This is a genomic window from Hymenobacter artigasi, from assembly GCF_012275535.1.
Lineage (GTDB): Bacteria > Bacteroidota > Bacteroidia > Cytophagales > Hymenobacteraceae > Hymenobacter > Hymenobacter artigasi.
Map to the genome: position 1 here is coordinate 225,403 of NZ_JAAVTK010000003.1, position 21,794 is coordinate 247,196.

A 21,794-nucleotide genomic window follows, 5' to 3' on the forward strand; every position below is an offset into this window, starting at 1 on the left:
GGCACAATGACGGCCAATACAACCGGCCAACGCCCAAAATTACAGATTTACCCACAGTTCGCCGGGACGTTTCGGGCGTACCTTTGTTACGGAATCAAACTCTGTAATCCCACCCGCCTAACCGGCTACCCACCAATCTATTCCCGTCATTATGTCGTTGAAATTCTCGCCAGTCGACGTTTTTGAAGCCCGCCACAATGCGCCCGGGGCCGATGCCCAGGCCGCCATGCTCCGCACCATCGGCGTGGACAGCATCGAGCAGCTCATCGCCGAAACCGTGCCGCCCGCCATCCGCCTGAAGAAACCGCTCGACCTGCCCGCCGCCCTCAGCGAACGGGCTTTTTTGGCGAAGTTCAAGCAGATTGCCGGCCAGAACCAAGTGTTTAAGTCGTACATCGGCCTCGGCTACAACGACACCACCATGCCCCCCGTTATCCAGCGCAACATTCTGGAAAACCCGGGCTGGTACACCGCCTACACGCCTTACCAGGCCGAAATCGCTCAGGGCCGCCTCGAAGCCCTCATCAACTACCAGACGGTCGTTATCGACCTCACCGGCCTCGAAATTGCCAACGCCAGCCTGCTGGACGAAGGCACCGCCGCCGCCGAGGCCATGCACATGCTGCATAGCCAGACCAAGAAAAAAGGCGCCAACCAGTACTTCGTATCGGAGCAGGTGCTGCCCCAGACCATCGACCTGCTGCGCACCCGCGCCACGCCGGTCGGCATCGAGCTGGTAGTGGGCGACCACCGCCAGATTGACCTGAGCAACGAAGGCTTCTTTGGCGCTATGGTGCAGTACCCCGCCGCCGACGGTGAGGTGTTCGACTACAAAGACTTCATCGCCCAGGCGCAGAAGAACAACGTTTTCGTGGTGATGGCCGCCGATTTGCTGGCCCTCACGCTCCTCACCTCGCCCGGCGAGCTGGGGGCCGATGTGTGCGTGGGCAACTCCCAGCGCTTCGGCGTGCCAATGGGATATGGTGGCCCGCACGCCGGCTTCTTCTCCTGCCGCGAGCAGTTCAAGCGCGTCATTCCCGGCCGCCTCATCGGCCAGAGCATCGACGCGGCCGGCAACAAGGCCTACCGCATGGCCCTGCAAACCCGCGAGCAGCACATCCGCCGCGAAAAAGCCACCAGCAACATCTGCACCGCCCAGGTACTGCTGAGCGTGCTGGCTGGCATGTTCACCGTGTACCACGGCCCGCAGCGCCTCAAGCAGTTTGCCACCAACACCCACCTGCTGGCCCAGACCCTGGAAGCCGGCCTGAAAAAACTGGGCGTCGAGCAAACCAATACGTCTTACTTCGACACCCTGAACCTGCGCCTCGAAAGCGCCGAAATGCAGCAGGCCCTGCAAAAGGAAGCCGAAGCCGCCGGTATCAACTTCCGCTATTTTGAGGACGTGCGCGTCGGCATTTCGCTGAACCAAAACACCGAGCTGCACGACGTGGCCGATATTCTGGACGTGTTCGCCAAGGTACTGGGCAAGGAAGCCGACCAGCTGGCCGAAGAAATTGAAGCCGCCGAGCTGCACGTGCCATCCACCCTGGTGCGCACCAGCGAGTACCTCACGCACCCGGTGTTCAACAGCCACCACGCCGAGCACGAGATACTGCGCTACATGAAGCAGCTCGAAAACAAGGACCTGAGCCTAGCGCACAGCATGATTGCGCTCGGCTCGTGCACCATGAAGCTGAACGCCACCGCCGAGATGATTCCGGTGACCTGGCCCGAAATCGGCGGCCTGCACCCCTTCGCCCCCCGCGAGCAGGCCAAAGGCTACGAGCAGATTTTCTCCGACCTGCAAGCCTGGCTCTGCGAAGTCACCGGCTTCGATGCCGTAAGCCTGCAGCCCAACTCGGGCGCGCAGGGCGAGTACGCCGGCCTCCTGGCCATTAAAGGATACCACGAAGCCCGCGGCGACCATCACCGCAACGTGGCCCTCATCCCCTCTTCGGCCCACGGCACCAACCCCGCCTCGGCCGTCATGGCCGGCATGCAGGTAGTGGTGGTGAAGAGCACCGAAGACGGCAACATCGACGTGGCCGACCTCAAGGCCCAGGCCGACAAGCACGCCGCCAATCTGAGTTGCCTGATGGTAACTTACCCCAGCACGCACGGCGTGTACGAGGAAACCATCATCGACATCTGCAACATGATTCATGAGCACGGCGGCCGTGTGTACATGGACGGGGCCAACATGAACGCCCAGGTGGGCCTCACCTCCCCTGCTACCATCGGGGCCGATGTGTGCCACCTGAACCTGCACAAAACCTTCTGCATCCCCCACGGCGGCGGCGGTCCCGGCGTGGGCCCCATCGGCGTGGTGGCCGACTTGGCCCCCTACCTGCCCGGCCACGCCGTGGTACCCGTGGAAGGCCGCACCAACGGCTCGGTTTCGGCCGCGCCGTGGGGTTCGGCCAGCATCCTACCCATCAGCTACGCCTACATTTCGATGATGGGCGGCGACGGATTGCAGCGTGCTACCGAAATTGCTATTCTGAACGCCAACTACATCAAGGCCCGCCTCGAAGAGCACTACCCGGTGCTATATACCGGCAAACACGGCCGCTGCGCCCACGAGATGATTCTCGACTGCCGCCACTTCAAAAAGGCCGGCATCGAAGTAGAGGACATCGCCAAACGCCTGATGGACTACAACTTCCACGCGCCCACGGTATCGTTTCCCGTAGCTGGCACGTTGATGATTGAGCCTACCGAAAGCGAAAGCAAAGCCGAGCTCGACCGTTTCTGCGACGCCATGATTTCCATTCGCAAGGAAATTGCCGAAGTGGAATCGGGCAAGGCCGATGCCAAGGACAACGTGCTGAAGCATGCCCCGCACACCGCCGCTACCGTACTGGTGCACGACTGGACGCGCCCCTACTCGCGCGAGCAGGCCGTGTACCCCATGGACTACGTGCGCGCCAACAAGTTCTGGCCCACCGTCAGCCGCATCGACTCGGCCTACGGCGACCGCAACCTGATTTGCAGCTGCACGCCGATGGAAGAATATGCCGACCAGCAGGAAGAGCTGGTGCAGGCCGATAAAGGCCCGTCCTATTAAGTTAAAAGTTAAGAGTTAAAAAGCCCGTCTGACGATTCAGACGGGCTTTTTAACTCTTAACTCCTAACTCATTTATTTCATCTTACGATTGCCCCGCTCGTTGCCGCGCTCGCCGAAGCAGCGGCGGTCCATGTAGCCCACTTTAGTCTGGCCATCCTTTTCGAGCCGGACGCGCACGAAGTAAGCGTTGATGGTGTCCGTCACCTGCACTTCATTGCCGCTGGTGGTTTGGGCCAGTATGATGGACGTTTTTTTCATACCATCGTACACCGGGCAGTCTACAATCGTGTTGTGCACTACGGGGGTACGGTCGACCCCCGCCTTACCCATTTCGTCGCGGGTGGAGGTGCAGGCAGCAAGCAGACTGGAAACAGCCAAAAAGAGTAGGGCAGTTCTTTTCATCAACAAGGAAAATGCAAGGGTGGGGATTTTGGAGGTAAGGTAGGACAAATTCGCGTGATGTCAATATTTTGTCTTCTTATTTGCACTCGCTTAACATCCGGCCCGCCCCCCTGAAAATGGAACGCCGCACCCCTCTTTTCCGTTATCATCACAGCCTCCAAAAACGGCCCGTTTATCCTGATTAACGGCTTTTTAGGAGCTCAAATCCACCCGTATTCATTCTTCCTTTTTATGAACCGCATCACCCGTTTCCTGGTCCATCCGGTGGCCATGGTTGCCGCCAGCTTAGTATTGTTACTGGGTCCCAGCGGTTGCACCACGGCCTCCCGCGTAGGTGTGACCAATGATTTTGACCACGCCGTAAATTTCCGGGCTTTCAAAACCTGGTCCTGGTACCCACAGCAGCCCAAGGATGCCGAGGGTGGCCCGGCCAAGGGCTACGAGTCGTTCCTCGACAAGCGCATGCGCGCCTCGGTAGCGTCGGAAATGACCCAGAAGGGCCTCACCGAAGTAACTACCGCGCCCGACATCTACGTGGCCTACAGCGCCCGTGTGGAGGACAAGCAGCAGGTATCGCCTTACTACAACGGCCTGGGTTACCCGTATGGCTACGGCTATGGCTACTACGGCCGCGGCATGCAGTCTGTCAGCCAGTACAAAGCCGGCACCGTGGTGATTGACATCATCGACGCCCGCCGTAAGGAACTGGCGTGGCGCGGCACCGGCCAGGCCCAGGTCAACCAGAACACCATCGACGAGGCCGAAACCCACCGCATCGTGAACGGCATTCTGAGCACCTACCCGCCGCAGGACAACAACGCTCGCCGCTAAGCATTTTAGCGCGTTCGGCACAATAAAAGAGCCCCACCAAAATTGGTGGGGCTCTTTTTTATGATTCAATATCAGCGTCTGGAGGCAGCAAGGTAATTGGTAGGGCTGCCGGCAGTAATGAAGGACGCTTAGGGTCGAGACCAAAGCGGTTGGGGCCAATGGTTCCCTGCACAAATTGCATTCCGGCACCCAGCACGTAGCTCACCAAGGGCAATAAAGCCACCAGAAACCACCATGCCCGCAGGTCCAAATCATGGAGCCGCAGCAGTGCCTGCACAATTACCAGGTAGAACAGGCCAACTATGACTGCCAAGGCTACCAGTTGCATCCAGGAGGGTATTTCGGCGGGGTAGAGCAAGCCAGGAATGGCATAGATGACAATTCCTGCGGCATAAAGCCCCAGCACTCGCAGAAAATAAGCCCGCCGGCGAAGGCGTCCGGCAGCTGTAAAAAAGGCCATGCAGTGGATTTTTGGCCTAAGCTACACCGGTCCGCTCAAACGGCCTTAAATCGGCACGTTCACATGCCGCTCGGCGTGGTAGGAGCTGCGCACCAGCGGGCCGCTCTCCACGTACTTCAGGCCCCGGCGCAGGCCTTCTTCCTTGTAGTGGGCAAACTGGTCGGGGGTGATGAACTCGGCTACTTCGAGGTGGCGCTTGGTGGGCTGCAGGTACTGGCCGAGGGTGAGGATGTCGAGGCCGTTGGCCACGAGGTCGTCCATGGCCTGGTACAGCTCGTCGGGCTTCTCGCCCAAGCCCAGCATGATGCCGGATTTGGTGCGGTGGCCGGCGGCCTTGGTGCGGCGGATTTGCTCCAGGCTGCGGTCGTAGCGGGCCTGGGGGCGCACGAGGCGGTAGAGGCTGCCCACAGTTTCGACGTTGTGCGAAATCACTTCCTGGCCGCCCGAAATCATCACGTCGAGCGCGTCCCAGTTGGCTTTCACGTCCGGAATCAGGGTTTCGATGGTGGTAGTGGGCGAGAGCTGCTTGGTGAGCACCACGGTCTCGCGCCACACGCTGGCGCCCCGGTCCTTTAGCTCGTCGCGGTTCACGGAGGTAAGCACGGCGTGCTTCACCTTCATCAGCGAAATGGCTTCGGCTACGCGGCGGGGCTCGTCGAGGTCGTACTCGGTGGGGCGGCCGGTGGCCACGGCGCAAAACGAGCACGAGCGGGTGCAGATGTTGCCCAGAATCATGAACGTGGCGGTGCCGGCTCCCCAGCACTCGCCCATGTTGGGGCAGTTGCCGCTCTCGCAGATGGTATGCAGCTTGTGCTCGTCGACGAGGCGGCGCACGGCGGCGTATTCTTCGCCCACGGGCAGCTTCACGCGCAGCCAGTCGGGCTTGCGGGGGCGGGCGGGGGCAGCCGTTTCGGGCTGGATAACGGGCAAATCAATCATAATTAAATTATGAATTATGAATTATAAATTATGAGTTGGCAGAATTGAAGCCAGTGCCCAGACACAACAAAATTACGAACGAAGTGCTTCGACACCGGCGCTGGCCGCCAATTCATAATTCAGAATTTATAATTCATAATTTCCTTAAGAGCGGTGCCCGAAATACAGCGTGAGGTACACCGAGGGGAAGAACTTGCGGTTCAGCGCGTCGGTATCAGACAGGGTGCTGGGGCTGAGGATGAGCAGGCGCTTGGTGAAGCCCTCCACCAGGAAGCCTACTTCCAGGCCCGTCACGGCATCGCGGTAGCGGCCATACTCGAAGCTGAGGCCGCCGCGCAGGTGAAAGCCGGGCACCACCTGCGTCTGGCCGATGCCACTGAACAAGGGGCCGTGGTCGAGAATAGCACCCGTGATGGTGTGCTTGTAGGGGTCGTACTGCTCATTCACAATCTCATCGGTCGAGAGATTGATGACATTTGTGCGCGTTGCCGTGCGGTCGTAGCTAATGTAGTAAGGCATCAGCAGGCCGAAGGACGGGCCCACGCTGAGCAGGCCATTCACCTGCACACCGGCATCGGCGGCCTTACGGAACAGGATGCGCTGGATGCCCACCGAAGGCCGTAGCACGAAGGCATAGTTGGTTTTGCGGTTGATGTAGGTGCCACCAATGAGCGAGTTGATGCGCTCTTCCTTGGCGTTTTTCAGCATCACGCCCTCAATGCTCCAGAAGCGGAGCAGGCGGTCGTCCATCACCCGCGAGGAGCGGACGGACGCGCCGCCCAGCAGGCCGCCCTGGGTGTTAAAATTCACCCCAAAAACAAATTCCTTCTGATACGACTGCTCATCTGAGGGCACGTCGGAAATCATATCGGCCCGCAGCGGGGCCGATGCGGAGCGGGGAGCGGGCACCGACGCGGGAGCCGGTGCAGCGGCAGGAGGAGCCGGCGTGGGGCGGTCCTGGGCCTGCGCGCCAGCGGCCATGAGCAGGCCGGCAGCCAACAGGCCCCAGCGGTAAGTATGGGCAGGAAAACAACGCATAATCTTCAACCGAAAGGGGACCCGAACCGGCGCCGCAGATACGGCGCACCACGTAATACGTAATTTAGCAAAATAACAAACAACTTCGTAAAGGTAACTTCCTGATTTAATGAGCACCGCCACTGCCCGCTACGCGGGCCACCTCCGCACCGAAGCCACGCACGTGGCCTCCAGCAATGTTATTCAAACCGACGCCCCCCTCGATAACCACGGCCGGGGCGAAGCCTTCTCCCCCACCGACCTCGTGAGCACGGCCCTGGGCTCGTGCATGATGACGGTGATGGGCATTGTGGCCGAGCGCCACCAGTGGGACTTAGTAGGCAGCACCTTCGCCGTGCAGAAGCACATGAGCGCGGAAGCCCCGCGCCGCATTGCTCAAATCGACGTAACGTTTACGCTGCCCGCCGTCCTAGCCCCCACCGAGCGGACCATCCTGGAACGCGCCGCCCACACCTGCCCGGTGGGCCTGAGCCTGCACCCGGACGTGCGGCAAAACATCGTATTCGAATACAAGTAAGCAAGAATAAAAGAAGTGAACGGCTGCCCGGTTTCAACGCCTGAAACCGGGCAGCCGTTCACTTTTTACGACGGGTTGCTAGCCTTGCACGGCCTGCTTCACATCGGCGAGGCGAATGCCCATGTGCGAGGCATCGTAGGTGCATTCGCCGGCCTGAATGAGCAGGAGCTGCGGCGACTGATGGGTGACGCCAAACTGCTCGGCTATCTGGGCCGAAAGGGGCCGGAAGCGCAGCAAATCGAGGTAGTAGATGGGCAGGGTGAGGCCGCTATCGGCCCACTGGCGCTCAATCTTGCCCTTGGCCGCCGCGCTGATGGAACAGGTAGTACTGTGCTTGAAAATGAGCACCGGCTGCTCGTGCGAGGCCTGGGCCAGCTTGGTAATTTCGTCGGATTGGGTGAGGGGAAGCCAGGGAGTGGACATTGCAATAATTAGGGATGATGATGAGGCCTGCGGGCCGAATAAAAGAAACTGGACCGGCGCGCTGGTACACTACAACAACTTACGGCCAGTAGATTCCCGCTGCGCGGCTCATTCTTTTTCGTGGGGCCCGTCCTTTTTGTTGCCGGACTGGGCGGGCGGACGTTGCAGATTGGTCTTTTTGCGGCGCAGGCCCAGGAAACCAGGAGGCTGCACATTGGGCGCGGTGCCGGTTTTGTAGTCGAGGTCTTTGCGGGTTTCGGGCACGGCCTGGGTGCTCCGGCCGCGCTTGAGCTGCACGCGGGTTACGTCGAGGTGGCTGTCTTTGTAGGGCGATTCGGTGGTGCGGTCTTCGCGCAGGGCGCGGCGGTTGGCGGCTTTTATTTTGCCGGGCTTGGTGGGCTCAATCTGGGCCCGGGCGGGGGCGGTGCTCAGTAGAAAGACGGCTACGGCCAGCAGGCCCAGCAGCCGGCTAAGGCTTGCCGCCAGGTGCGGAGCTTGGCGCGGGCTCCGTAGCGGGCGCTGCGGGTGCGGGAGTAGGCATGGCTTCATCGGGCAATTCCTGTTCGGGCGTAGCGCTGGGCTGCTTGGGCGCCGGCCGGTGGTCGGGGCTGTAGTTGGGTTTTGCATGGAGGCCGTATTTGAAGAAGTTGCGGATAGACTCGATGGGATGGAAGCCCTTGCTCACCTTGTGGCGCTTGCGGCGGCTCAGCTTCGGCTTTTTCATGAGCCCGTGCTTGTCGTACCGCACCGTGGAGCGCTCCGGGTACACGCTGCCTTTGCTATCGGCGGTGCTGGCGCTGGCGGTGGCCCCGGCGTTGCTGGGCGTCGAGACATCGGTAGCGGCTTCCGGGGTCGCATCGCCCGATTTTTTCCGGGCCGAGACGGCCGATTTGGCCAGGTCGTTCTTCAGCTTTTCGTCCTTCTTCTTCTGTTTTTGCTGAGCAATGTACTCCGGCGACGGCTTGGGCGTGGGCAGCCGGTACGGGTGAAACACTTTGTGGTAGAGCGTGCAGCTGCCCAGCGCGGCCAGCAGCAGCACGCCCAGCAAGGACCGGAACACGACGGAGGGCAAACAGTATTTCACCACGCAGCGGGTAGAACCAATTAAATCAGAGACAGAAAGATACGCGGGCCACGCGCGAAAACCGCGCCAACCCCACGGTTAGTAGTTGCGCAGGGCCTGCACCTGCTCGCGCAGGCGCTGCTGGGGCAAAAACGCAGCCTCCAGCGGCGGCGCAAACGGAATGGCGGTATCCAGCGAGGCCACCCGGCGCACGGGCGCATCGAGGTGCTCGAAGCAATTCTCGCCAATCCAGGCCGCGATTTCGCCACCGATGCCGCCCGTCATCGTGTCTTCGTGCAGGATGAGGATGCGGCCGTTCTTCTCCACCGTTTTGCGCACCGCCTGCTGGTCCCAGGGCAGCAGGGTGCGCAGGTCGAGAATGTCGGCCGACACGCCCAGGTCCTGGCAGGTTTGCAGGGCCCAGCGCACGCCCATGCCGTAGGTGATGATGCTCATTTCGGTGCCTTCGGCCGCCAACGCGGCCTGGCCGATGGGCGTGGTGTAGTACGCCTCCGGCACGGGGCCCGACAGGCTGCGATACAGCATCTTGTGCTCGAAATACAGCACCGGATTGGGGTCTTCAAACGCGGCGCAGAGCAGGCCCTTGGCGTCGTGCGGGTTGCTGGGGTACACCACTTTGAGGCCGGGCACGTGCGTGAACCACGCCTCGTTGCTCTGGGAGTGGAAGGGGCCGGCCGCGCTGCCCGCGCCGGTGGGCATCCGCACCACCACGTCGGCATTCTGGCCCCACCGGTAGTGGCTCTTGGCCAGGTTGTTCACAATCTGGTTAAAGCCGCAGGTCACGAAATCCGCAAATTGCATCTCGACCATGCTTTTCTTCTTTTTGATGCTCAGGCCCAGCCCAATGCCCACAATGGCCGACTCACACAGCGGCGTATTGCGCACCCGCGCCTTGCCGAATTCGGCCACAAAGCCTTCCGTGATTTTGAACACGCCGCCGTAGTCGGCAATGTCCTGGCCCATGAGCACGAGTTCGGGGTAGCGCGTCATGCTCTGCTTCATGCCCTCCGAGATGGCATCGATGAAACGGATTTCGCGGGTTGGAGCGTCTTGCGGCGCATCTGTGACGGGCGCTTCGAAGGGCTGGTACATATCGGCAATTTCCTCGGCGATGTCGGGCGTGGGCATCGGCTCAGCGTCGGCTTCCTGGAGGCCGGCCTCGATGGCGGCCTTGATTTTCTCGCGGATGCCGTGCTTGGCGGTTTCGGTGAGGATGCCTTCGGCCAGCAGCCATTTCTCGAAGTTCTCCACCGGGTCTTTGGCAGCCCACTCTTCCATCAGGCTTTGGGGCACGTACTTGGTGCCGCTGGCCTCCTCGTGGCCGCGCATTCTAAAAGTCAATGCTTCCACCAGCACGGGGCGCGGGTTCTGGCGGAGGTCTTCGGCCAGGCGCTTCACGGTGGTGTACACTTCCAGCACGTTGTTGCCGTCGACCTGCACGGCTTCCATGCCGTAGGCCGGGCCTTTGTCTACGAAGGACTTGAAGCGGAACTGCTCGTTGCTGGGCGTGCTCAGGCCGTAGCCGTTGTTCTCAATCATGAAAATGACCGGGAGCTGCCACACGGCGGCCACGTTCAGGGCCTCGTGGAAGTCGCCTTCGCTGGCCCCGCCATCGCCGGAGTAGGTGAGCGTCACCTTCGGCTTTTTATCGAGCAAATCGGCCAGGGCAATGCCACCGGCTACGGCCAGCTGCGGGCCGAGGTGCGAAATCATGCCCACGATGTGGTACTCGTTGGTGCCGAAGTGGAAGCTGCGGTCGCGGCCCTTCGTGAAGCCCAGGCGCTTGCCCTGCCACTGCGCGAACAGGCGGCCCAGCGGCACCTCGCGCCCCGTGAACACGCCCAGGTTGCGGTGCAGGGGCAGAATGTACTCGTCAGCGTCCAGGGCCAGGGTGCTGCCCACCGAAATGGCCTCCTGCCCGATGCCCGAAAACCACTTGCTCACCTTGCCCTGGCGCAGCAGAATCAGCATTTTTTCCTCAATCAGCCGGGGGCGCAGCAGGTGCTGGTAGAGGTGCAGGAGGGTTTCGTTGGATAGGTCGTGGCGGTCAAAAGTCATGACGAAGTGGGTGGGTTAGGGTGGGCAAAGGTAGGAAAGCAGGGGCCGCGCCGGGCTACCTTTTGCGCAGGCTATCGGTTGGTGCTTTTCTTTTTGCCCGCACCCTGGTGGTCAGGCTCAGCTCGCCGAGGCACCTTTATTGCACTGGCAATTGTTTACTGGTGAAGCAGCGGGGCTCCGCCAAACCCAGCCCGACCGGCTAATGAACTGCCAGGCAGCATCATTATCGCCCGCAAAACCCGCATCCGGGCAGCTTCCGGAGGATGAGCACGAGGGAGCGAAAACGGATGGGAGGGCGAAAAACGTAGGAATCCCAAGGGAAAATCAGCACCTTGAGGCCTGACATCCATTCCTTCTTTCCCCCCAACGCTGCAATCGTGTTTATCTGCTAATTTTTCATCATAATCCCCAGCAGCTTACCGTGGTAATTACCTGCCGCTGTCGGCGCACCCCACTCTTCCGGGCAGTTATCCGCTGCTTGCCGTCTATCTATGGTCGACTTAATCCCGCTTACCTGCGTCATCGTAGACGACAACGAGATGAGCCGCCTGGCCCTGGAGCATTTTGTGGCCCTCACCCCCGGCCTGGAGCTGGCCGCCACGCTGCCGGACGGCCTGGCCGCCCTGCACTTTCTGCAAACGCACCCGCCGGTTGACCTGCTGCTACTGGACATTGAAATGCCCCACCTCAACGGCCTGGAGCTGATTCGGATACTGCCCCAACCGCTGCCGGCCATTGTGCTGGTGACCTCGCACCAGAACTTTGCCGCCGAGGCCTTCGAGCTGCCCGTGGCCGACTACCTGCTGAAACCCGTGGACTACGTGCGCTTTTTGCAGGCCGTGCAGCAGGTGCGCGACTTTTGGCCGCGGGCCGCCGCCGCCCCCGCGCCCATTGCCGATAATGCCAACATTTTTGCCAAAGTCAACGGCCGGCTGGTTCGCATCAACTTCGACGAGGTGTTCTACATCGAGGCCCTGTCCACGTACTCAGTGCTGGTCACGGCCACGCACAAGCACATTGTGCACGTCACGCTCAAGAGCCTGGAGGAGCGGCTGCCGTTCAGCCACTTCGTGCGGGTGCACCGCTCCTACATTGCCAATACCCACCGCATCGACGCGGTAGACGACCACCAGCTGGTGCTGGGCCCCTATACCATCCCCGTGGGCAAGCTCCACAAAGCGGAGCTGATGCGGCGGCTGGCCCCGCTCTAGCGGGCCGCGTCCAGGGTGGCCAACTCGGCCGGCAAGGCGGCCAGTACCCGGCCCACCACGCCGGCCAGCTGCGCCACGGCTTCCGCCAGCAGCTCCGGCGCAGGCATTGGGCACTGCGCCTTGGGATGCGCCTGGTTGAGAATATCCAGCGGAGCAGCTACGCCCGCAATGCCCAGAGCCAGCAAATTGGGCTTGATGTGGTGCGCTATTTCGGCGGCCTGCGCCCAGTGCAGGGTGGCGGCGGCCGCGTGCAGCTGCGCCAGGCTCACCGGCATGTTGGCCAGGAAGGAGCGCAGTATCTGCTCCACAAACGCGGGGCGGCCCTGCGACTGGCGGCGCAGGCGCGACAGGTCATAAAGCGGCGCTGCCGGCACTTCGAGCAAGGCCACCATTTTGTGGTACAGCACCTCCTCATCGAAGGGCTTGGCCAGGTAATCGTTCATGCCGGCGGCGAGGTAGTGCTCGACATCTGACTGAAACGCATTGGCGGTGAGGGCAATAACCGGCGTATTGGCCCGGCGCGCATCGGGCAGCTGGCGCAGGTGCCGGGTCACGTCCACGCCGCTCATGCCGGGCATCTGGATATCCATCAGCACGAGGTCGTAGGTATTGGCTTCGAGGCAGGCCAGGCCGGCGGGGCCGTCCACGGCTTCTTCCAGCACCACGCCCCAGGGAGCCAGCGTCATCTGGGCCACGGCCCGGTTTATTTCGTTGTCTTCCACCATCAGCACGCGCACCCCGGCCAGCTGGCGGGTGTCGTAGGCGGCGGTGAAGCCCTCGTCCAGCACCGGTACCGGGGCTTTGGGCAGCGTCACGCTAAACACAAACGTGGTGCCCTGGCCCACGGCGCTGGTCATGGTGAGGGTGCCGCCCAGCTGCGCCACCAGCGCCCGGGCAATGCTCAGCCCCAAGCCGGTACCGCCAAACTGGCGGCTGGTATCGGCATACGCCTGGGTGAAGCTCTCGAAGATGCGCTCCTGCTGGGCCGGGGCGATGCCAATGCCGGTATCGGCCACGCTGAACCGGGCCGTGAGGCTGTCGGCGGTTTCCGCCAGCAGCTCACTCGACACGTTGATGGTGCCGCGCTCGGTAAACTTGAGCGCGTTGCTTACCAAGTTGATAATGATTTGGTTGAGGCGGTGCGCATCGCCAATCACCCAGGGCTGGGGGCAGCTCACGCGCAGCGACTTGCCCTCAAAAACCAGCCCTTTCTCGGTGGCCTGCAACGCCAGCGGCTGGAGCGCGGCACTCACCGACTCGCAGAGGTTGAACGCCACCTGCTCCATTTCCAGCTTCCCGGAGCTGATTTTGGCCATATCGAGCACGTCGTTTACCACGCTCAGCAGGTGCTGCCCGGAGCGCTGCATAATGTCGATGAGCTGCTGCTGGCGCGGGTCGAGCGGCGTTTTGGCCAAGTGGGCCGCCATACCCAGCACGCCGTTGAGGGGCGTGCGAATTTCGTGGCTCATGTTGGCCAGAAAGTTCTGGCGGGCCGTGGCGGCGGCTTCGGCGGCCAGCTGGGCCGCCTTTAGCTCGGTGATATCGGTGCTCACGCCCAGCACGTGCACCGTGCCGTCGGGGCGGTGCAGCGGGCGCTTCGTCGAGTGGTACCAGCGCATGCTGCCATCGGGCAGGGTGAAGCAGTCCTCCACCACTATTTCCTGGTCGCCATCCATTACCAGGGCATCAATTTCGGCGAAGCGGGCGAGCTCAGCATCCCGGGTCTGGCGGCGGCTTTCAGCATCGCCTTCCAACCGGGCAGCAATGTAGAGCTCCTGAATGGCGCGGTTCTGAAACAGAAAATTGCCAGCCCGGTCGCGCACGTAAATCATGCTGGGCGTGGTGTCCAGCACCTGCCGCGTGAAGGCCTGCTCGTCGGCCAGGGCCTGCCGGGCTTGTTCCTGGTCAGTCACATCGAGGCCATAGCCGATAAACCACGCCAACGCCCCATCCGGCCCAAACACGGGTTGCAGGCGGCGCAGAAAATGGCGCGGGCCGGTGGGCTTGGCCACCACTTCGGTCCACTCTACCACTTGGCCGGCCTGGGCGCGGTCAAACAGGGCGCGGTGCCGGGGGGTGAATTCGGGCGGGCAGCTGGGCTGCGGGGCCAGTTCGGCCAGGGTCTTGCCCTGGGCGGCCTGGCGGGCGGCGGCGTCGGCCATGGCGGCCGGGTTGAGGTATTGAAAGCGGAATTCGGTATCGACCACCCCTATTTCGGATGGCAGGCTATGCAGGATGGTTTCGTAGAAATCCCGCTGCTGCGCGGCTGCCGCAGCTTCCTGGCGGGCCAGTGCCAATGCTTCTTCGAGAGCCGCGATACGAGCCACGGCCCCGGCAAGCGTAGCAGGGGCTTCAATGGCAAGGGCGGCGAGTAACGTTTCGGGCATAAAACAAGGGCAAGGGCAGCTAATAAAGGTCAGGAAGAAGCCGTATTTAGCGACTGGCAAGTAAGCCAACGGTCGATTTGGCCGGACCAACGGCGTTTTTTTCTGGTTGAACTGCCGGGCGCGGTTCCTGATAACGCTTTAGTCATCGGTTTCGCGTATGTGGCTGCGCCTCCCCCAAATGCCCGGGCACCGCCAGCAAAGGCAGCAGCACCGGCGGACCGGTTTGCAAAGCCCGGTAGGTTTTTGGAGCCGCGGCAAACCCGCCGGGCTTTTCCGGGGTTAACAGCCTTGGGCGTGGCTCGTACCTTTAGCCCTTTCCATTGCTTTCCCTATGATTCATTTCACCGAATTCACCCTCGATAATGGCCTGCGCTGCATCGTGCACGAAGATTTCAGCACGCCCATGGCCGTGCTCAACGTGATGTACGACGTGGGCTCGCGCGATGAGGACGCCGAGCACACCGGCTTCGCGCACCTGTTTGAGCACCTGATGTTTTCGGGCTCCGTCAACATCCCCAGCTACGACGAGCCGCTGCAGCGCGTGGGCGGCGAAAACAACGCCTTCACCTCGGCCGACGTCACCAACTACTACCTCTCGCTGCCCGCCGCCAACCTCGAAACCGGCTTCTGGCTGGAAAGCGACCGGATGCTGAACCTGGCTTTCTCCGAAAACGGCCTCGAAGTGCAGCGCAAAGTAGTGGTGGAGGAGTTCAAGCAGAGCTACCTCAACCAGCCCTACGGCGACGTGTGGCTCCAGCTCAAGCCCCTTGCCTACCACACCCACCCCTACCAGTGGAACACCATCGGCAAGGAGATTGCGCACATCGAAAATGCCGTAATGGACGACGTGCGCGGCTTTTTCAAGAAGCACTACGCCCCGCAGAATGCCGTGCTGGTGGTGGCCGGGGCCGTGAGCGCCGCCACCGTGCGCCAGCTGGCCGAGAAGTGGTTCGGGCCCATTGCCGGCGGGCCGGCCTACCAGCGCCAGCTGCCCCAGGAGCCCGCCCAGGCCGAGGCCCGTCACCTCACGGCCCAGGCCGAAGTGCCGCTCAGCGCCCTGTACAAGGCCTACCACATGCCCGCCCGGGGCGATGCCCGCTACCACGCCGTAGACTTGCTCAGCGACATGCTGGGCCACGGCAAATCGGCGCGGCTGCACCAGCGGCTGGTGAAGGAGCAGGCCCTGTTCAACAACATTTCGGCGTCGCTCACCGGCTCGCTCGACCCCGGCCTGCTCGTCATCAGCGGCAAGCTGAACGAGGGCGTGGACCTGAAAACGGCCGATGCTGCCGTAGAGGCCGTGGTAGCCGAATTCCTGACCGGGGATGTGGACGCTTACGAGCTCGAAAAAGTAAAAAACCAAGCCGAAAGCAGCTTGGTTTTTGGCGAAATTGACCTTCTGAACCGCGCCATGAACCTGGCGTACAGCAAGCTGCAAGGCGACGCCAACTTGGTAAACGATGAAAGCCGCCGCATCCAGGCCGTGACCGTAGCCGACGTGCGCGCCATGGCCCAGCTGGTGCTCCGCCCCGAAAACTGCAATACGATGTACTACGAAGCCACTGCCGTAGCGGAACCGGCGTAGATTCTAGGACGGGTTGTTAAAAACCGGTCATGCTTCGCGGCGCTCTGCATGACCGTTGATGTGGCGCTAGATGACCAGGTGATATCTTACTAGCGCTTGATTTTTACCTTGGTTTTGCCGGGGGCTACCGGCACATTGCTGTCGCGGCTGAGGGTGCTGTTGGCGGGCTTAACGTAGCGGGGGCGCGGGGTGCGGTTGTCGTTGTAGCCGCCGTTGTTCTGGTAGCCCACCTGCTTGCGCATGGGCACGCCGGGCGCGAGGTAGGCCGTACCATCCTTAATATCCTGCGACACACCGGCCCCGTAGGGCTTGCCGGTGTGGGGGTTGATATTGGGGGCCCGGCGAGCCCCCCGCGTGGAGTAGGGCGCGATTTTTTTGCGGGCGGTACGGGTTCCGGTTTGCGCATTGGCCCCGGTTACGGCAAACGTAGCCAGCAGCAGCGTGACGAAAAAGTAGCGTAGCATCGATGGATTATTAAAAAAGTGAAGTGATGGGAAAGTGACTGCCCCGACGGGCCGAAAGCGAACCGGCTCCCGTCATACGCACCACGGCCCACAGCGGGTGAAGTCGAACGACGGAAGCCGAATGGCAATACGCAAGGCGGCCCGGTCGGGATTTACCCAACCGGGCCGCCACCGGGCCGAATTAGTTGCCGAGCGTGGTCTGGCTGCTGGTAGCCGACTTGCGGGGCGGGCGCACGCTGTAGGGCACCATGCCGTTGCTGGTGCGGATGTGCACCGGCATGCCGGGGGCCGCATACACGTTGGCGTTGTCAATTTCGCCCCGCGAGGTGCTCGCACCTGGGGCAACGGCGCCCCAGCCGCCGTCGGTGGCGGATGTGGTGCTGGCCACGGCAGTTTGCGTGGTTTCGAGGGGAGGCCAGCCGTCATTCATCACGGCCGTGGTGGGGGTGGTTTTGAGGGCTACGCGGCGGGCTTTTTTGGCGGCGCGGGCCGTGGCTTTTACCGATTTGGTGGTCTTCTTTTTGGCGGCGATGGGCGTGGTCTGGGCACTGGCTTCAGCCAATAGGAACACCGACAAGGCAAGGGTAAGGATGGAGCGGAACATGGCTGAAGGAAAAAGAAGTGGGGAGGGAAAAGTTGGTTCGTGTAGCTGTTAGGGTACATTTCGAAAAGCGTGCCAACTTTATCTTCTTCCTGCCCGGCCCACGCAAAACGGCCCGGTTGGTGCGCAAACGCATACCAATCGGGCCGTTTCATCGACAAAATCCGGAATAAGACCTCAGCGCGGCGACAGCGTTGTGCCGCCTTTGGTGGTGTGGCGGCCGGCTGCCTTACCATCATACGGCCCAACTTTGCCCTCGGGCACTACAATGGGCTGGCCTGGAGCCGCATAAATACTTTGCGTCTGGCCTTTGGTGCTCGTCGGCAAATCGGCCATGGTACCGGTTGAGGTAATGGTAGCCGGCCGGGCAGTCCGGGTCGGTTGGCGCATGGCAGCTTTGGTACGCGTGGTGGTTTTGGGCGTGGTTTCGCGGGCGGCAGTTTTGGTAGCGGGGGCCGTTTGGGCGGAGGCTTCCGTAGCCAGGGCCAGCACCAGAGTCAGCGTTAGGATGGAGCGAATCATAAGCGAGGGTTTGGGTAATGAGGGACAGGATGTTCAAAAAACCCGCGCCGCAACGCGACCCGGTTCCAGGCATACGCGAAACCCGGCGGCGGGGTCCACGCCCACGGCCTACCCAGCGCCAGCAGCCCGCCGCCGCACCAGACTCATTAGAGACAGCATGAAAAACAGCAGAAAGCCCGGCCGGCCCTTTTCAGGACCCGGCCGGGCTTTCTGCTGTTTTGAAGATTTCAACGGGTAAACAGCCTTTCAGCTTACCCCGCACTACGATTACCAGCCCATCGGCTCGGGCGCTTTCTTTTTGGGCGCGGCGGCCTTGGCAGGAGCTTTGGCGGGCGTACCGGCTTTGGGCGCGGCGGCCATGGGAGCCATTTCGGCCCCGTTGGCAGCATTAGCGGCACCGGTGCTGGCCTGGGCGGCTACTGGCGCAGCAGCGGCGGGGGCGGGCTCGGCCGGCATGAGGGCCGTGGCTGGGCGCGGGGGCCAGGGCTTCTCGTGGCGCGGCTTGCGGTTGAGGCGGCGCTCGCGCATGGCGGCGGCGTCATCGGCCATCACGCTACGGCCACCGCGCATGATTACGGGCGCGCCGGGCGCTACCGAAATGCCCTGGCCACTGGCCACGCCACCACCGGATACACCACCACCGCCGCCACCAAAGCCACCTTTATCGGCCGGGGCCGCAACCTCGGGGGCCGGCGCAGCGGCCGGCATTTCGGGCGCTACTGCGGCCGCGCCGCCGTTCTGGGCAGCCTTCTGGCCGGCAGCCGACGAGCTGCTTTTGGTGGTTTTCTTAGCCGGAGCCTTTTTGGGGGTATCCCAGCCACTCGGAGCATCCCAGCCTCCGCTTTGGGCGGCGGCGGAAGTAGCTAATCCTCCGCTGATAAGTAAAAAGAATAGAGCGCGCTTCATGGCAGGAGATTTTTGTGGATGGTTTATAAACGGCGTAACTGAATGTGTTTGCGAAACGTTCGGCCAGGGCCGGACCCTTGCCGTAACTTTGCGGGCTATGATGCAGGAATCCATTGCCGCGCTGACGGCCGAAATTACGACGGCCGAACTGAATAATCCCGCCGAACTTGATGCTTTTCGCATCAGCTACCTCGGCCGCAAGGGCCGGCTGGCCGACTTATTCGACCAGCTGAAGACCGTGCCCGCCGAGGATAAACGCGCTGTGGGCCAGCAGCTAAATGCCCTGAAGCAGCAGGCCCAGGCCCGCTTCGACGAGGCCCAGCAGGCCGCCGAAGCCACCGCCGACAACGCCCCCGCCAACCCCGATTTCGACTACACCCTGCCCCCCGTGCCCAACGCCCTGGGCACCCGCCACCCCCTGAGCCTGGTGCGCGAGGAGATGCTGCGCATCTTCGGCCGCATTGGCTTCGCCGTGGCCGAGGGGCCGGAGATTGAGGACGACTGGCACAACTTCACGGCCCTCAACTTCCCCGAGAACCACCCGGCGCGGGATATGCAGGACACATTCTTTGTGGAGTCGCGGACTGGTGGGATGGTGGATTCTGCAGACGACAATTCGCAAACCCACCAATCCACCAATCCACAACCCCACCTATTGCGCACCCACACCAGCACCGTGCAGGTGCGCGTGATGGAAACCGAGCCGCTGCCCATCCGGCGGGTGATGCCGGGCCGGGTGTTCCGCAACGAGGCCATTTCGGCGCGGGCGCACATGATGTTTCATCAGGTGGAGGGCATTTTCATTGACGAGGGCGTGAGTTTCGCCGACCTGAAGCAGACGGTGTACTACTTCGTGCAGGAGCTATTCGGGGCTGATATCAACATCCGTTTCCGGCCCAGCTTCTTCCCCTTCACCGAGCCCAGCGCGGAAATTGACATCACCTGCCTGATTTGCAAGGGCGCGGGCTGCAACATCTGCAAGTACTCGGGCTGGGTAGAGATTGGTGGTTGCGGCATGGTGGACCCCGCCGTGCTCGAAAACGCCAAAATCGACCCCGAGAAATACTCCGGCTACGCCTGGGGCATGGGCATCGAGCGCATTGCCATGCTCAAGTACCAGATTAAGGACTTGCGCCTGTTCACGGAGAATGACATGCGCTTCCTGCGGCAGTTTGAGGCACTGTAGGCACTTGAATCATTTGGCTTTAAACCGCTGTTGCGATGGTTATGGTAAACCTCATTCTGCCTTTTGCCGACCCTGAGCTGGAAGCCGGTGCGCCGGCCATCAGCCTGTCCGAGCGCTTCAATCACATGAGCGAGGACGAATTCTATGAATTCTGCCAGCGCAACCCTGATTTGAAGTTTGAGCGCCGCGCCGATGGCACCATTGAATACCTGAACATGACCGGAGGAACGACAGGCAACCGCAACAGCGAGCTGCTTACGGACTTAACTATCTGGAATCGGCAAGGCCGGCCAGGCTTCGTCTTCGATTCTTCCACCGGTTTCCGGCTGCCCAACGGCGCGGTGCGCTCGCCCGATGCGGCGTGGGTGCGCGCCGAAACCTGGCAAACCCTGCCCGCCGGGCAGCAGGAGAAATTCCCGCCGCTGTGCCCGGACTTTGTGGTCGAGCTGCTCAGCCCCTCGGATGCCATAACCGAGCTGGTGGCTAAAATGCAGGAATACATTGCCAACGGCTGCCGCCTGGCCTGGCTTATCGACCCCAAAATGGAAACCGCCCGCGTGTTCCGCGCCGATGGCTCGGTGAGCGTGGTAAAGTCCTTCGACGAAACCCTGAGCGGCGAGGACGTACTGCCCGGCTTCGCCTTTGCGCTGGCCACGTTGCGCTAAAAAATTAAGAAACAAAATATCCCGCTTCGCTGAAAACTGAGAATCAGCGAAATCACGGTTAATCAGTATAAATCAGCGATTGTGAAAGTTAGAAATCAGACCACCAATAAAGTAAACGTCATCACCCTCGGCTGCTCGAAGAACATCGTGGACAGCGAAGTCCTGATGGGCCAGCTCGTGGCCAACGACTTCGACGTGACCCACGAGGCCGAGAAGTCGGACGCTAACATCGTCATTATCAACACCTGCGGCTTTATTGATAACGCCAAGCAGGAAAGCATCGACACCATTCTGCGCTACGCCGACGAGAAGGAGGCCGGCCGCCTGGATAAGCTCTACGTGACGGGCTGCCTCTCGCAGCGCTACAAGGACGAGCTGGAGGTGGAAATCCCGCAGGTAGATGCCTATTTCGGCACCCTGGAGCTGCCCCAGATGCTGAAGGTGCTGAACGCCGACTACAAGCACGAGCTCATCGGCGAGCGCCTGATTACCACGCCCAAGCACTACGCCTACTTCAAAATCGCGGAGGGCTGCAACCGCCCCTGCTCGTTCTGCGCCATCCCGCTGATGCGCGGCAAGCACGTCGACCGCAAGATTGAGGACCTGGTGAAGGAGGCCAAGCGCCTCGCCAGCATGGGCACCAAAGAGCTGATTCTCATTGCCCAGGACCTGACTTACTACGGCCTGGAAGCCTACGGCGAACGCAAGCTGGCCGACCTGCTCCGCAACCTGTCGGACGTGAACGGCATCGACTGGATTCGGCTGCAGTACGCCTACCCCTCGCAGTTCCCGCTCGATGCGCTGGACGTGATGGCCGAGCGCGAAAACATCTGTAAGTACCTCGATATGCCCCTACAGCACGGTTCCGATGCCATGCTGAAAAGCATGCGCCGGGGCATCACCAAGCGCCGCACCATCGAGCTGGTGGACACCATTCGGCAGCGCGTGCCGGGCATCGCGCTGCGCACCACGCTCATCGCCGGCCACCCCGGCGAAACGGAGCAGGACTTCCAGGAGATGTACGACTTCGTGGAGCAGACGCGGTTTGAGCGTTTGGGCATCTTCACTTACTCACATGAGGAAAACACGCACTCGCACACTTTGGTGGACGACGTGCCGGCTGAGCTGAAACAGGAGCGCGCCGACGCCATCATGGAATTGCAGCAGGGCATTTCAATGGAGCTGAACGAGGCCCGCGTGGGCCAGACCTACAAGGTGCTGTTCGACCGCAAGGAGAGCGGCCACTTTGTGGGCCGCACGGAGTTCGACTCGCCGGAAGTGGACAACGAGGTGCTGGTGCCAGTGGAACGCGACACGTTCGTGCGCCTCGGCGATTTTGCGAACGTGAAGATTACCGCCGCAACGGACTTCGATTTGTACGGTAAGCTGGTGTAGGGACGCATGCTTGCGCCTCGTCGTTAAACGACACCTTTTGGCACCTTTAA

Annotated in this window: 21 protein-coding genes; 8 read left to right on the forward strand and 13 right to left on the reverse strand. The window is 61.7% G+C overall.

What is annotated here, in order from left to right; genetic code table 11:
- Positions 1-151 precede the first annotated feature (151 nt).
- Positions 152-3,070, forward strand: coding sequence for an aminomethyl-transferring glycine dehydrogenase (gcvP, locus tag HBN54_RS07170; RefSeq protein ID WP_168672501.1), 2,919 nt, complete (start codon positions 152-154; stop codon positions 3,068-3,070).
- Between the two features lie 72 nt (positions 3,071-3,142).
- On the opposite strand, the gene HBN54_RS07175 is transcribed toward gcvP, so the two are convergent.
- Positions 3,143-3,472: a hypothetical protein gene (locus tag HBN54_RS07175; RefSeq protein ID WP_168672502.1), complete on the reverse strand. Its 330-nt coding sequence runs from the start codon at positions 3,470-3,472 to the stop codon at positions 3,143-3,145.
- A 231-nt stretch (positions 3,473-3,703) separates the two neighbouring features.
- Here HBN54_RS07175 and HBN54_RS07180 point away from each other — a divergent pair, with 231 nt between their 5' ends.
- Positions 3,704-4,303, forward strand: coding sequence for a DUF4136 domain-containing protein (locus tag HBN54_RS07180; protein WP_168672503.1), 600 nt, complete (start codon positions 3,704-3,706; stop codon positions 4,301-4,303).
- A 58-nt stretch (positions 4,304-4,361) separates the two neighbouring features.
- Here HBN54_RS07180 and HBN54_RS07185 read toward each other — a convergent pair whose 3' ends face one another.
- The 3 genes from HBN54_RS07185 to HBN54_RS07195 all read right to left on the reverse strand — a co-directional run bounded on the left by HBN54_RS07185 (position 4,362) and on the right by HBN54_RS07195 (position 6,740).
- Positions 4,362-4,763: a DUF805 domain-containing protein gene (locus HBN54_RS07185; RefSeq protein ID WP_168672504.1), complete on the reverse strand. Its 402-nt coding sequence runs from the start codon at positions 4,761-4,763 to the stop codon at positions 4,362-4,364.
- 45 nt (positions 4,764-4,808) lie between these two features.
- Positions 4,809-5,702, reverse strand: coding sequence for a lipoyl synthase (gene lipA, locus HBN54_RS07190; RefSeq protein WP_168672505.1), 894 nt, complete (start codon positions 5,700-5,702; stop codon positions 4,809-4,811).
- Between the two features lie 144 nt (positions 5,703-5,846).
- Positions 5,847-6,740 carry a hypothetical protein gene (locus HBN54_RS07195; RefSeq protein ID WP_168672307.1) on the reverse strand — a complete coding sequence of 298 codons (894 nt, stop codon included), beginning with the start codon at positions 6,738-6,740 and terminating at the stop codon, positions 5,847-5,849.
- 109 nt (positions 6,741-6,849) lie between these two features.
- Between HBN54_RS07195 and HBN54_RS07200 the strand changes: the two genes are divergently transcribed.
- A complete protein-coding gene (locus HBN54_RS07200) occupies positions 6,850-7,257 on the forward strand; it encodes an OsmC family protein (RefSeq protein ID WP_168672506.1) in 408 nt (135 codons plus the stop codon).
- Between the two features lie 78 nt (positions 7,258-7,335).
- Here HBN54_RS07200 and ytxJ read toward each other — a convergent pair whose 3' ends face one another.
- The 4 genes from ytxJ to HBN54_RS07220 form a co-directional block, all read right to left on the reverse strand.
- Positions 7,336-7,680, reverse strand: coding sequence for a bacillithiol system redox-active protein YtxJ (ytxJ, locus tag HBN54_RS07205; RefSeq protein ID WP_168672507.1), 345 nt, complete (start codon positions 7,678-7,680; stop codon positions 7,336-7,338).
- 108 nt (positions 7,681-7,788) lie between these two features.
- A complete protein-coding gene (locus tag HBN54_RS07210; protein ID WP_168672508.1) occupies positions 7,789-8,229 on the reverse strand; it encodes a hypothetical protein in 441 nt (146 codons plus the stop codon).
- Positions 8,150-8,764 (reverse strand): hypothetical protein, encoded by a 615-nt coding sequence (locus HBN54_RS07215; RefSeq protein ID WP_168672509.1) that lies wholly within the window; start codon positions 8,762-8,764, stop codon positions 8,150-8,152. Before HBN54_RS07215 ends, HBN54_RS07210 begins: the two co-directional genes overlap by 80 nt.
- Before the next feature lie 78 nt (positions 8,765-8,842).
- On the reverse strand, positions 8,843-10,822 hold the full coding sequence (locus HBN54_RS07220) for an alpha-ketoacid dehydrogenase subunit alpha/beta (RefSeq protein ID WP_168672510.1): 1,980 nt from the start codon (positions 10,820-10,822) through the stop codon (positions 8,843-8,845).
- Between the two features lie 491 nt (positions 10,823-11,313).
- Between HBN54_RS07220 and HBN54_RS07225 the strand changes: the two genes are divergently transcribed.
- Positions 11,314-12,033: a LytR/AlgR family response regulator transcription factor gene (locus HBN54_RS07225; protein ID WP_168672511.1), complete on the forward strand. Its 720-nt coding sequence runs from the start codon at positions 11,314-11,316 to the stop codon at positions 12,031-12,033.
- Here the strand turns inward: HBN54_RS07225 and HBN54_RS07230 are convergent.
- On the reverse strand, positions 12,030-14,420 hold the full coding sequence (locus tag HBN54_RS07230; protein ID WP_168672512.1) for an ATP-binding protein: 2,391 nt from the start codon (positions 14,418-14,420) through the stop codon (positions 12,030-12,032). The two genes, HBN54_RS07225 and HBN54_RS07230, sit on opposite strands and share 4 nt — an antisense overlap.
- A 331-nt stretch (positions 14,421-14,751) precedes the next feature.
- Between HBN54_RS07230 and HBN54_RS07235 the strand changes: the two genes are divergently transcribed.
- Positions 14,752-16,005, forward strand: coding sequence for a M16 family metallopeptidase (locus HBN54_RS07235; RefSeq protein WP_168672513.1), 1,254 nt, complete (start codon positions 14,752-14,754; stop codon positions 16,003-16,005).
- Between the two features lie 89 nt (positions 16,006-16,094).
- Here HBN54_RS07235 and HBN54_RS07240 read toward each other — a convergent pair whose 3' ends face one another.
- The 4 genes from HBN54_RS07240 to HBN54_RS07255 all read right to left on the reverse strand — a co-directional run bounded on the left by HBN54_RS07240 (position 16,095) and on the right by HBN54_RS07255 (position 18,498).
- Positions 16,095-16,469, reverse strand: a complete 375-nt coding sequence (locus HBN54_RS07240) for a hypothetical protein (protein WP_168672514.1) — start codon at positions 16,467-16,469, stop codon at positions 16,095-16,097.
- Between the two features lie 181 nt (positions 16,470-16,650).
- Positions 16,651-17,073, reverse strand: a complete 423-nt coding sequence (locus tag HBN54_RS07245) for a hypothetical protein (protein ID WP_168672515.1) — start codon at positions 17,071-17,073, stop codon at positions 16,651-16,653.
- A gap of 174 nt (positions 17,074-17,247) precedes the next feature.
- Entirely contained in the window at positions 17,248-17,592 is a 345-nt protein-coding gene (locus tag HBN54_RS07250; RefSeq protein ID WP_168672516.1) for a hypothetical protein, read from the reverse strand.
- 267 nt (positions 17,593-17,859) lie between these two features.
- The gene (locus HBN54_RS07255; protein WP_168672517.1) at positions 17,860-18,498 is read right to left on the reverse strand and encodes a hypothetical protein; all 639 of its coding nucleotides are present in this window, start codon (positions 18,496-18,498) and stop codon (positions 17,860-17,862) included.
- Positions 18,499-18,598: 100 nt separating this feature from the next.
- On the opposite strand from HBN54_RS07255, the gene pheS reads away from it, so the two are divergent.
- The 3 genes from pheS (at position 18,599) to rimO (ending at position 21,744) form a co-directional block, all read left to right on the forward strand.
- On the forward strand, positions 18,599-19,684 hold the full coding sequence (gene pheS / locus HBN54_RS07260; RefSeq protein ID WP_168672694.1) for a phenylalanine--tRNA ligase subunit alpha: 1,086 nt from the start codon (positions 18,599-18,601) through the stop codon (positions 19,682-19,684).
- 41 nt (positions 19,685-19,725) lie between these two features.
- Positions 19,726-20,349 (forward strand): Uma2 family endonuclease, encoded by a 624-nt coding sequence (locus tag HBN54_RS07265; protein WP_168672518.1) that lies wholly within the window; start codon positions 19,726-19,728, stop codon positions 20,347-20,349.
- An 81-nt stretch (positions 20,350-20,430) separates the two neighbouring features.
- The gene (gene rimO, locus HBN54_RS07270) at positions 20,431-21,744 is read left to right on the forward strand and encodes a 30S ribosomal protein S12 methylthiotransferase RimO (protein WP_168672519.1); all 1,314 of its coding nucleotides are present in this window, start codon (positions 20,431-20,433) and stop codon (positions 21,742-21,744) included.
- Positions 21,745-21,794: the final 50 nt, after the last annotated feature.